9 protein-coding genes are annotated in these 12,571 nt (G+C 34.4%); 4 read left to right on the top strand and 5 right to left on the bottom strand.

The window, feature by feature from the left end:
* Positions 1-166: 166 nt before the first annotated feature.
* The 5 genes from lgt to AAYQ19_RS04085 all read right to left on the bottom strand — a co-directional run bounded on the left by lgt (position 167) and on the right by AAYQ19_RS04085 (position 5,145).
* The gene (gene lgt / locus AAYQ19_RS04105) at positions 167-1,129 is read right to left on the bottom strand and encodes a prolipoprotein diacylglyceryl transferase (protein ID WP_343534134.1); all 963 of its coding nucleotides are present in this window, start codon (positions 1,127-1,129) and stop codon (positions 167-169) included.
* A gap of 66 nt (positions 1,130-1,195) precedes the next feature.
* On the bottom strand, positions 1,196-1,435 hold the full coding sequence (yidD, locus tag AAYQ19_RS04100) for a membrane protein insertion efficiency factor YidD (protein WP_343534132.1): 240 nt from the start codon (positions 1,433-1,435) through the stop codon (positions 1,196-1,198).
* Positions 1,436-1,456: 21 nt separating this feature from the next.
* Positions 1,457-2,935 carry a cysteine--tRNA ligase gene (gene cysS / locus AAYQ19_RS04095; protein WP_343534130.1) on the bottom strand — a complete coding sequence of 493 codons (1,479 nt, stop codon included), beginning with the start codon at positions 2,933-2,935 and terminating at the stop codon, positions 1,457-1,459.
* Between the two features lie 154 nt (positions 2,936-3,089).
* Positions 3,090-3,761, bottom strand: a complete 672-nt coding sequence (gene folE, locus AAYQ19_RS04090; RefSeq protein WP_012024336.1) for a GTP cyclohydrolase I FolE — start codon at positions 3,759-3,761, stop codon at positions 3,090-3,092.
* Positions 3,762-3,948: 187 nt separating this feature from the next.
* A complete protein-coding gene (locus AAYQ19_RS04085; protein WP_343534118.1) occupies positions 3,949-5,145 on the bottom strand; it encodes a pyridoxal phosphate-dependent aminotransferase in 1,197 nt (398 codons plus the stop codon).
* A gap of 123 nt (positions 5,146-5,268) precedes the next feature.
* On the opposite strand from AAYQ19_RS04085, the gene AAYQ19_RS04080 reads away from it, so the two are divergent.
* The 4 genes from AAYQ19_RS04080 (at position 5,269) to AAYQ19_RS04065 (ending at position 12,485) form a co-directional block, all read left to right on the top strand.
* The gene (locus AAYQ19_RS04080; protein WP_343534116.1) at positions 5,269-6,594 is read left to right on the top strand and encodes a PDZ domain-containing protein; all 1,326 of its coding nucleotides are present in this window, start codon (positions 5,269-5,271) and stop codon (positions 6,592-6,594) included.
* 150 nt (positions 6,595-6,744) lie between these two features.
* A complete protein-coding gene (locus AAYQ19_RS04075; protein ID WP_343534114.1) occupies positions 6,745-9,375 on the top strand; it encodes a T9SS type B sorting domain-containing protein in 2,631 nt (876 codons plus the stop codon).
* Between the two features lie 31 nt (positions 9,376-9,406).
* On the top strand, positions 9,407-10,342 hold the full coding sequence (locus AAYQ19_RS04070) for a PorP/SprF family type IX secretion system membrane protein (RefSeq protein ID WP_343534112.1): 936 nt from the start codon (positions 9,407-9,409) through the stop codon (positions 10,340-10,342).
* A gap of 10 nt (positions 10,343-10,352) precedes the next feature.
* Entirely contained in the window at positions 10,353-12,485 is a 2,133-nt protein-coding gene (locus tag AAYQ19_RS04065; RefSeq protein ID WP_343534110.1) for an OmpA family protein, read from the top strand.
* The last annotated feature ends 86 nt before the right edge of the window (positions 12,486-12,571 follow it).

Here is a 12,571-nt window from a genome sequence, read left to right as displayed (position 1 = left end):
TAGTGGACGGCGGGACAATACTTCTCTTGAAAGAATGTATTTCTGCTTCTAATAATTCAATAAGTGAAATTGATTGAATAGATGATAATATTATAAGAAGGAATTCTCAAGGCAAAAAAAAAGCCCAATATTTTTAAATATTGGGCTTTTTAATTATTTGATTTTTTTAAGATGTTGCTAAAGGATTTCTTTGCGCTCTAATGATAAAGAAAAGACCGATAATGATAAAAGGTATGCTTAGCCATTGTCCAGTTGAGAAATAGCCTAATTCGCTCTCAAAACCGCCTTGACTCTCTTTTACAAACTCCACGATAAAACGCACAACAAATAAAAGCACTAAAAATAATCCGAATAGGTAGCCGGATTTAAGTCTCGCATTTGTTTTCCAGTATAAGAAGTATAAAATTGCAAATACAAAAATGTAGCAGAAAGCTTCATATAATTGTGTTGGATGTTTTGCTGGAACTTGAGCTAATATATCTGCAAATTTTGGATCGTTCGCAATGGCATTGTAAGCTTCTTTTGGATTTGTTATTCCTGTGCTTTGTACAGCATCCCTAGGGCTGATTTCATCATGTAAAAAACGAATTCCAAATGCCGAGGAAGTTTTGTTTCCAACAATTTCAGAGTTGAAGAAATTTCCAATTCGCACGAAAACTGCTCCACTTGCTACTGGAATTACAATTCGGTCTAAAATCCACAATACACTTCTATGTAATATTTTTTTATTGTAAACGTACATTGTGATGATAATGGCGATTGCAGCTCCATGGCTAGCTAAGCCTTGAAAACCGGTAAATTCCCAACCGTGAATAAAGCCAAAAAGAGTTGAGCCTTCGTGTTCTTTAATTGGTAAAAACATTTCTAGAGGATGATTTCTGAAGTAATGATCTTCATCATAAAAAAGGATCTGACCTAAACGCGCGCCAGCCAAGGTTGCCAAAACAGTCCAAACAAATAAAGAATCCAATTTGTCAAGTGGCTCGTTTTCGCGTTGGAAAATCTTTTTCATTAGGTACCATCCTAAACCAAAAGCGATTACGAACATTAAACTGTAATAACGAATCATAAAAAATCCTAAATCGATTCCTTCTGAAGGATTCCAAACCATGTTTAAGGCGTGTGTCATGTAATATTGTGTTTTTTATTAATTGTAAAAATAAATATTTAAAGCAGAGTTCCTCTTTATAAAAAGTTAATCTTTATGTGAACATTTTTTTTCTGGAACAGGATCATAACCGGTTCTTCCCCAAGGATGGCAACTTAAAATACGTTTCATTCCAAGGTAACCTCCATAAAATAATCCATGTTTTTGAAGGGCTTCAATCATGTAGCTGGAACATGTTGGCTCAAATCGGCATGACGCTGGTGTAAATGGCGAAATGGCGGTTTGATAAAAGCGCACTAAATAAACAAATGGAGTGATGGCTTTCATGGTTTTTATGAAGTGACTTTTTTAGATTGAAAAGCTCGTGCCTTCTTTTCCGTCTTTCAACTGGATTCCTAAAGCGATAAGCTGATCACGAATTTGGTCAGAAAGCGCAAAGTTCTTATCTGCTCTCGCTTGATTTCTCATTGTGATAAGCATATTTACAACGCCTTCTAATTTATCGTTATTGCTATCAGAACCTTTTTCGTCGCTTAATCCTAAAACATCAAAAACAAAAGCATTGATGGCTGTTGTGAATGTTTGGTGATCTTCGGCAGAAATAGTTTCTTTTCCGTCTTTTAATAAATTGATATATCGAACGCCTTCAAATAGTTGTGCAATTAAAATTGGCGTATTGAAGTCGTCATTCATCGCGTCGTAACACAACTGTTTCCAAGCTCCAAAATCAATAGAGCTAGATTTGCTTGCTGTAATAGTTGGCAACGCATCAGTCGCCTCCATTAATCTTTTGTATCCTTTTTCAGCTGCTGTTATAGCATCATCAGAGAAATCCAAAATACTTCTGTAATGTGCCTGCAACATGAAGAAACGAGTTACAGATGCTGAAAATGCTTTGCTTAAAACAGTATTGTCTCCGCTTAAAATTTCGCCTGGCAAAATATTGTTTCCAGTAGATTTTGCCATTTTCTTTCCGTTTAAGGTAAGCATATTGGCGTGCATCCAGTAATTTACTGGAGATTGTCCTGTGCAAGCTTCATTTTGCGCAATTTCACATTCGTGGTGTGGGAATTTTAGATCCATTCCGCCTCCGTGAATGTCAAAATGATTTCCTAGGTATTTTGTACTCATTGCAGTACATTCTAAGTGCCAACCTGGGAAACCGTCGCTCCAAGGCGAAGGCCATCTCATGATATGTTCTGGTTCGGCTCTTTTCCAAAGTGCAAAATCTTGCGGATTTCTTTTGTCAGACTGTCCATCAAGATCGCGTGTGTTAGCAAGCATGTCTTCGATATTTCGCCCACTTAAAATGCCGTAATTGTTCGTTTCGTTATATTTTACAACATCAAAATAAACGGATCCGTTGGCAACGTAGCCAATTCCTTTGTCAATGATTTTTTTGATGATTTCGATTTGCTCAATAATATGTCCTGTCGCTGTTGGCTCGATACTTGGTGGCAAAAAGTTGAAAGCTTTTAGAATATCATGAAAATCGACAGTATAGCGCTGTACAACTTCCATTGGTTCTAGCTGTTCCAAACGTGCTTTTTTAGCAATTTTATCTTCACCTTCATCAACATCATCGACAATGTGTCCAACATCGGTAATATTACGAACATAACGAACTTTGTAATCAAGATGCAAAAAGTATCTGAAAATTACATCAAAAGACATGAAAGTTCTCACGTTTCCTAAGTGAACATTACTATATACGGTTGGTCCACAAACATACATTCCAACATTTCCTTCATGGATTGGTTTGAAATCTTCTTTTTCACCCGAAAGCGAATTGTATATTTTCAGCGGTTGTGATGTATATAGTGGCATAATATTATTGTTTGACCGTTTAATCGTTATAAACGGATTTATTCTTGTGAAAGATAATATTTTTCTGTTTAGATATTTTATATATTTAATCGTTTAATCAGGATTTAGATTCGATGATTAAACGATTAAACAAATTAACGATTTACCGATTAAACTAAAATTGAGTGTCTAGTTTGATGTAGTCTAAAAATTCTCGTTTAGTTTGTGGGTCTTTGAATTTTCCACCGAATTCAGAAGTTACTGTACTGCTTTCGATATCTTTAATTCCACGTGAGTTTACACAAAGATGTTTTGCATCGATAACGCAAGCCACATCTTCTGTTCCTAAAGCTTTTTGAAGTTCCTGCACAATCTGCATTGTCAGACGCTCTTGAACTTGAGGTCTTTTTGCATAATATTCAACGATACGGTTCATTTTTGACAAACCGATAACGCGTCCGCTTGAGATGTAAGCCACGTGAGCACGTCCAATAATTGGCAGTAAGTGGTGTTCGCAAGTAGAATAAACAGTAATATTTTTCTCTACAAGCATTTCGCCATATTTATAATTATTGTCAAAAGTTGAAGCTTTTGGCTGTTTTGCAGGATTAAGGCCTCCAAAAATTTCTTTTACAAACATTTTTGCTACTCGGTTTGGAGTTCCTTTTATGCTGTCATCTGTTAAATCCATTCCAAGTGTCTGCAGAATGTTTTCAACATCTTTTTTAATTTTTTCTATTTTTTCTTCATCAGTGATGTCAAAAGCATCCTCTCTTAAAGGGTTTTTTGCATTACTGCTGAAATGACTGTCACCTATTTCGTCTAAAAAATCTTCGTTGTTTATCATTAAAAACTACTATTATAATGGGTATATCTTTTTAAGGCGGTAAAGATAATTAATAAATGGGAAACCTTTTCTATGGTTTTTACTATTTAATTGCTCCTTTTTGGAGATAATTTAAATTTGAGCCAAAAAAACAAAAGACAATAACGTAATTGGTTATTGTCTTTTGAAAGTTTAGGTTTAGTTTGTTTTATTTTTTATTGTAAACTAAAAGTGCTTCTTTTAAAATATTTACTGCTGTAATCAAGTCTTTTTTGTTTAAAACATAAGCAATTCTTACTTGATTTAGGCCCATTCCTGGTGTAGAATAGAATCCCTTTGCAGGGGCAACCATGACAGTTTCTCCATTTAAATCATAACTTTCTAAAAGCCATTGTGCAAAATCATCTGAATCGGCGATTGGCAATTGTGCGATGCAGTAAAATGCGCCTTTTGGTTTTGTCACAATTACGCCTTCAATTTTGTTCAATTCAGCTATTAAAGTGTCACGACGTTCTTTGTATTCGCCTATTACTTCGTCAAAATAACTTTGTGGCGTGTCTATCGCAGCTTCACAAGCAATTTGTTCAATAGTTGGCGGACTTAAACGGGCTTGGGCAAATTTCATTACAGTTGCTAAAACATCTTTGTTTTTAGTTACTAGACATCCAATTCTAGCACCACACATACTGTAGCGTTTTGAAACAGAATCAACCATAATTACGTTTTGCTGTACATCGTCTAAATTCATTACAGAAAAATGCACATCAACGCCATCGTATAAAAATTCACGATAAACTTCATCAGCAATTAAATACAAATCATGCTTTTTGATCAAGCTTGCTAATTGTTTAATTTCTGTTTCAGAATATAAATAACCAGTTGGATTGCCTGGATTGCAAATTAAAATCGCTTTTGTTCTTGGTGTGATCAACTTTTCAACTTCTTCAATGCTTGGCAATGCAAATGCAGTTTCAATAGTAGAAACAAGAGGTACTACCGTGGCACTTGTTGATGATGCAAATGCATGATAATTAGCATAAAAAGGCTCAGGAATGATGATTTCATCACCTGGATCTGTAATTGTGGCCAGCGCAAATAGTAAGGCTTCAGAACCACCTGTCGTAACAATGATGTCTTCTGGGTTTACGTTTACATTTTGGCGCTGGTAAAAATGAGATAATTTTTTTCTATAGCTTTCATATCCGGCAGACGGACTGTATTCTATAATACTCAAATCAATATTTTTTACCGCCTCGATGGCCACTTCCGGTGTCTTGATATCCGGTTGACCAATGTTTAAGTGATACACTTTGTGACCCTTTTTCTTTGCTAAATCAGCATAAGGAGCCAGCTTTCGTATCGGTGATTCAGGCATGTTTCTGCCTTTGTGTGAAATTGTTGGCATGAGTATAAATTATTGAAGTGCAAATTTGCATATTTTTTTCGAATTTAACGTAAACATTATGGGGTGTTATGGAAATGTAACAATTATCAATATTTTTATTAATTTTATATTAAAATATTGTCAATGAAAAAATATTTCATGTTGTTTTTTGGGCTTTTGGCATCTTTCAGTATACAAGCTCAAGATGATTTTTTGATCCAAAGCCATAGCAGTAAGATCACTATTCCATTTAAATTGATTAACAATCTTGTTTTTATTCCTATAAAAGTAAACGGAATAGAACTGAATTTCTTATTGGATTCTGGAGTTGAAGAGACAATTTTATTCAGCATGGATGAGAAAAAGGAAGTCAGTTTTAATAACGTTGTTAAAATAAAACTGAGAGGTTTAGGTAGTGAAGACGAAATCGAAGGATTAAAATCAACGAATAATGTTTTCGAAACACATGGTTTGAAATCAGACAATCATTTGGTTTATATAATATTAGACCAGAATTTTAATTTGTCATCTCATATCGGAATTCCAGTCAATGGTATTATCGGATATAAATTTTTTAAGAATAATTTAGTTGAAATAAATTATTCGAAGAAAAAAATCTACGTTTATCCAAACAATGAAGGGATTAAGGAAAGATTGGACAAGAAATTTAAATCGGTTCCAATTACGATCGAAAGGTCCAAACCTTATATTACGACAACTGCAGTAGTGGACAGCGTTCAGATTTCGGCTAAATTATTAATAGATATAGGAAATAGTGATGCTTTTTGGATATTTGAAAATGACAAAATAAAATTGCCTAAGAAAAATTTTCCCGATTTTTTAGGAAAAGGTTTTAGTGGCGATATTGAAGGACATCGTGCTAAAATAGCCAAGTTTTCAGTTGACGAATTTGATTTTAAAAATCCAATAGTCGCATTTCCTGATTCAAGCTCAATTCGAAATGTGAAAATGGTTCCAGGACGCATTGGTTCAATTGGAGGAGAAGTTTTAAAGCGTTTCACTCTTGTTTTAGATTATGCAGATCAAAAACTTTACTTAAAAAAGAACAACAAATTTTCAGAGCCATTCACTTATAACAAAAGCGGGATCACCATACAACATAATGGTTTGCAATGGGTACAGGAAACTGTGCATTTGGAAACTGTTCAAGTTGCCAACTCAATGTCTGATGTAGGTTATGATGGAAAAAAAGATGATAATTTCAAATATAAATTTTCATTAAAACCGGTATATGAAATTGTGAACATCAGGAAAAAATCAGCAGCAGAAAAATGTGGTTTAAGAAAAGGCGATATCATTATCAGTATAAACAATGCATTGCCTTATAAGTATTCGCTACAGCAAATAAATAGTCTTTTGAAATCTGAAGATGATGTTTGGATTACCCTTGAAGTGGAGCGAGACAGTGTGGTTTTGAAATTTAGGTTTAGGCTTGAAGATGAGTTGTAATAGAGATATTTAAGAATTTTTATTTGCGTCATAATCAATAGAATCACTATTTTTGAAACGCAAGCACACTTTTGTGATAAAATAATTGTTAAATTACCTTAGTGTATTGAATGCTGCGAATTATAATGTTTATGCCCAAAAACATAATTTATGATCGAAAAATACATTAATTTCTTACGAATTACTCTTGTTTTTGCTTTTTTATCTTTTATTCCAAATACAATTTATGCGCAATGTGCGGGTGAAGACGGAACGCTGACAGTTTGTGACGTAACTGCGTCCAGCAGTGAATCTATTGATTTGTTTACTTACTTAACAGGCTCGCCACTTAGCGGTGGAGTATGGACAGATACCGATGGTTCTGGTGGGCTAGATCCTGATACTGGAATTTTGAACGCTCAGGAAATTCGTACAAGTGGTGTTTTTAGATATACCTATACTGTTGAAGGAATTGGACTTTGTCCGGATAATAATGCAGTCGTTACCGTTACAATTGGAGGGTATTCTGGCGTAACATCTCCAAACGTTTCTGTTTGTAGTGCTGTTGGAGAATTTAATCTTTTTTCTGCGTTCAACGGTTTGTATTTAAGTCCACATTCTAACGGACAATGGCATAATGATACTACCAATCAAAATGTAAGGCCAATTGTAAATGTGACTGATATGGAAGGAACATTTCAATATACTTACACTATGCCAGCACGAGGTACTTGTCCAGCTATGTCTTCAACAGCTGTAGTAACAATTTTTAAAGCTCCTAAATCTGGCAAGGCTACGACTTTAAAATTGTGCGCGGATGATGGATTAGGGGGCTATACAGATTTCGATTTGAATAGCTTGCTTAGTGACCAAGATCTAGGTGGGACATGGACAGATGCAAGTAGTACTGGAGAGTTGACTTTTGTTGGAGATCATTCTGTAAATGTTCAAAAAATCTATAATAATAAAGGGGCTGGCAACTACTATTATAATTATACCGTGAAATCTAAAAATCCAATTTGTTCTAACGAGATTACGACAGTTAGAATTGCATTGGAAAAAAAGCTTGATTTTACAGGAGCAAAAATTAAAGTTGATGCTAACAATATTTGTGAGACAGAAATTCCTACTGCCACTTATGTGGCAACTATTACGAATGGACCTGCTTCAGTTAAAAATGGCGATTATTTTGTTTCATTTGTTGTTTCTGGACCAAATGGAGGAAGTGAAACTTTGCCTGCGAATTTTATTAATGGTGTTTTAGTTTTTCCATTAAAATCAACATATTTTCAACAAGTAGGAAGTTATAAGGTGACCGTAACAGATATTTATGATTCAAGTTCTGTAAGAGCATGTAAAAATATTATTAATAATCTTTCAGAAACTGTAAATATATATCCAATACCAGATTTAGCAGGTGCAAAAATCACACCTATAGCCGCATGTCAAAACACAGCAACAGAAGTACAAATAACTGGTGCTGCACAAATTGTTGACGGAACTTATGAAATTATCTATAATATTTCTGGAGTTAATAATGCTTCATCTCAAACGGTAACGGCGACTTTTGTTGGAGGGAATGCAACATTTACTATTCCTTTAATTTTAAATTCGCAAAGCGGAAATGGTACAATCAAAATTGTGAAGATTACGCATGTAATTTCTGGATGTACAAATACTGCTGATATTCAAGGTGATATAGTTGTGAATCCTTTGCCTAATATTGCAAATTTGAGAGTTCAGGTGGCAACAGTCTGCTTTGGATCAGCTGTAACAGCTTCAGTTTCTGGTTTAGGAACTTTGACCGATGTTACCTTGTCATACTCGCTTTCAAATAGTAATGTGGCAACGGTGCAAACTGTTGCTTTGACGCCTGTAAGTGGTAGTGCGAGTTTTGTAATTCCTGCAGCATTGCTTCCAAATACTGGTTCAACGACGATTAAAATTGAGAATTTAAAAAATAATATTACCAGTTGTGATAGCCCAGTAAATTCAGTATCGGGAGTATTTTCGATAAATCCAATTCCACCTGCGCCAGTATCTGTTGATCAATCTTTTTGTAAATCAGAAGGAGCTATTATTGGGAATTTAGATCCGAGCGGACCACAATTTAAGTGGTATAATTCGCCAGCAATGACAACACCACTTCCTAATACATATGTTCTTAAAGACGAAACATTATATTTGACAGAAACAACCTTGTCTTGTACTTCTCCTGTAACAACAATAAAAGTAACAATAAAAGATACTCCTGCACCAGAGTTAAATACAGATGGACAGAATTTCTGTGGACTTAATTCGCCAACTATTGCTGATTTATCAAACAATACAAATGTACCTTCATCTGTAGTTTGGTATGATGCGCCAAAAGGAGGGGCTCTTTTGCCACCAACAACAGTTTTAGTTGATAAAAGGAAATATTACGGATATGATTTTTCGTCAAGCGAAAATTGTCCTTCTTACGATTATCTAGAGGTAGCCGTATCCTTAACAGATTGCCCTGTTGTACCACCAGATTTTTTTATTCCTGACGGATTTTCGCCGAATGGAGATGGCATAAATGATGTCTTCGTAATTCCAAATATCGATTACTTATTCCCAGATTATGTTATTGAAATTTTCAATCGATATGGAAACGGTATGTACAGAGGCGGAAAAGACAAACCAGGCTGGGACGGAATAAATTATGAAACACAAGGATTGAATCACGGAATCGCACCAAATGGAGTTTATTTTTATGTTATCCATTTTAATAAAGACAATAAACCGCCTATACAAGGTCGTCTTTATTTAAATCGATAATTCCGTTTTACATTATTTAATATAATTTCAAATGAAAAAAATAATACTCTTTATAAGTTTTCTCTTTTATATAAACACTGTCTCGGCGCAGCAAGATCCTGAGTACACGCATTATATGTACAATATGAGCGTGATAAATCCTGCCTATGCAACTGGAACTCCTCTTATGATGAATTTTGGAGGGTTATACAGAACGCAATGGGTTGGAGCAGTTGGTTCGCCAAAAACTTTTACATTTTTTGGTCACACGGCGTTGAGTGAAAAAGTCGAAGTTGGAATGTCTTTAGTTTCTGATGATATTGGTGATGGAGCAAAAAAAGAAACGAATGGATATGCAGATTTTGCTTATATCTTAAACTTGGGCGGAAAAAATAGACTTTCCCTTGGTTTAAAAGCTGGATTCTCTGCACTGCAATCGAATTTTAATGGTTTTCAATTACAAAGTGGAAATGCTGCTACAGATGCTGCTTTCGCAGAAAATATCAATGCGACGAAACCAAATATTGGAGTAGGAGCTTATTATTTTAGAGATAATCTCTATGTTGGATTTTCGGCGCCAAATTTATTAAGGTCAAAACAAATCGAAGAAAAATCAGGAATAAATGCCTATGGTTCTGAAGAAATTCATATGTATTTAACCGGTGGATATGTCTTCCAATTAAATGACATGTGGAAATTAAAACCTGCTTCAATGGCTAAATTTGTGAAAGGTGCACCAGTGGCTGTCGATATCACGGCAAATGTCTTGTATAATGAGAAGTTCGAACTTGGGGTAGCGTACAGAATTAATGATTCCTTTAGTGCTTTAGCAAATATCAATGTTACTCCTTCCTTGAGAGTTGGTTATGCTTACGATTATACGCTTTCAAATTTAGGTCAGTTTAATTCGGGGACGCACGAAATAATGCTTCTTTTTGATTTGGATTTATTAGGAAAAGGATATGATAAATCACCTAGATTCTTCTAAAATGAAAAATATGAAAAAACTACTCGTTATTATATTCGTATTTTCAATACAATTTATAAGTGCCCAAGATAAGGATTTGGCAAGAGCCAAACGATTCTTTGATAAGACATTTTACAGTGAAGCTATTGTTTTATATGAAAAAATAGCCGAAGAAAAACCTTCGCAAGAAGCTATTAAAAACTTGGCTGATTCGTACTATTACACGAATAATTTTGTGAAAGCGCAACAGTATTACCGATTGCTCTTTAAGAATTACAACAACAATTTAGATCGCGAATATTATTTTAGATATGCGCAAACTCTAAAAGCGACAAATAGTTATGACGATGCAAATGTGGCTTTAAAACAATATTATGCATCTTCGACTACTGGAAAGGATTCTATTTATTTTAAAAATGAATTGAAAGAACTTGAAAATGTTTCGGCTATTGGAAACCGATTTGAGATAAAAAATCTGGCAATCAATACACCAAATTCTGAGTTTGGAGCAGTTCCATACAATGGGAAATTAGTGTTTGCCGCTGTTAAATTAAAACCAGGATTGTTTGATAAGAAATTCAAATGGGACAATGAAACGTATTTGAACTTGGTTTCTGTTTCCTTAAATGAAATAAATGCTGCTGAACCAAACATTGATTATTTTGCTCAGGAATTAAAAACCGGCATGCACGAATCAAATGCTGTTTTTACTAAAGATGGAAAAACGGTTTATTTTACACGTAATAATTCCAAAAATAGAACCAGAAAAACGAACGATCAGAAAGTTTCGAATCTTCAAATTTTCAAAGCAGAATTAGTGGATGGAAAATGGAAAAACGTTACGTCGCTACCGTTTAATAGTCCAAATTATTCGACTGAACATCCAGCGCTTAGTGTGGATGAAAAAGTGTTGTATTTTGCTTCTGATATGCCGGGATCGTTGGGTTCTTTTGATATTTATTCGGTAAACATCAATAAGGGAGCTTTTGACACGCCAAAGAATTTAGGTCCAATTATTAATACCGATAAAAGAGAGCAATTCCCTTTTGTGTCGGCAGACAATAAGCTTTATTTTTCTTCTGATGGACATTTAGGATATGGCTCATTGGATGTTTTTGTTTCTGAAATTAAAGGAAATGAATATTCAGAACCAGTAAATATAGGTTTGCCATTGAATTCTAATTTAGATGATTTTTCTTTTACAATCAATTCTGATACAAAAGAAGGATTTTTTGCATCCAATAGAGAAGGAGGAAAGGGAAGTGATGATATTTACCAATTCAAAGAAACTAAAGATTTAATCGTTGAAGACTGCAAACAATTTATCGCGGGAACAATTACAGACGTTGATACAAATTTGCCTCTTGAAAATGCAACTGTAATGCTTCAAGATGCTTCTAAAAAGACTTTAAATACGATTTCGGTAGCAGCCGATGGGAAATTCAGTTTTACAGTTGCTTGTGAAAGTTCATATACGATTGTTGCTTTCAAAGAAAAGTATACCAATGAATCTAAAACGCTTGAGATTGACAAAACCAGAAACATTACAAATGATGGTTCATTGGCGCTGAAATCTTTAGAAGCAATTAAATTGGAAGAACAGCAAAATGCCGAGAAAAGAAGAAAGCAAGAAATTCAGCTAGAAACAGAGAAAAAAGAAAAAGAAGCTTTGGCTATTATTGCTTTAAATGAAGCAGCTAAAAAAGCAAAAGCAGATGAAATAAAAGCAGAAGAAGCAAAGAAAAAGGAAAAAATTGCTGAAATCTTAAAGCAAGAAAAAGATGTTGTAAAAGATGATAAAGACCGATTGATTATTAAAACTGATCCGATTTATTTTGATTACAACATGTGGTACATTCGTAAAGAATCAAAAGTAGTTTTAGGCCGAGTGGTTGCTTTGATGAACAAATATCCAGGAATGGTAATCGAGATTGGTTCACATACAGATTCTCGTGGAAATGAAAAATTCAATGAAGAGCTTTCTCAAAAAAGAGCAAATTCAACCAGAGAATTTATAATTCAGTCTGGAATTAGTGCCAGCAGAGTTTCTGCAAAAGGTTATGGTGAATCAGTACCAATTATAAAATGCAAGACAGATGACGCTTGTTCAGAAGAAGATCATGAGTTGAACCGACGATCTGAATTTGTAATCAAGAAGTTGTAAAATATAATTCCAATATTTCGTAGACGCGTACTGCAGTGTGTCTTATCCATGTGAATAAACATCATAAAATAAATAAACGAGAAGCC

Origin of the sequence: Flavobacterium mesophilum (assembly GCF_039581405.1) — a bacterium.
Classification (GTDB): domain Bacteria; phylum Bacteroidota; class Bacteroidia; order Flavobacteriales; family Flavobacteriaceae; genus Flavobacterium.
Note: the sequence above shows the minus strand (reverse complement) of the source record. Positions and strands in the feature narration are given on the sequence as shown.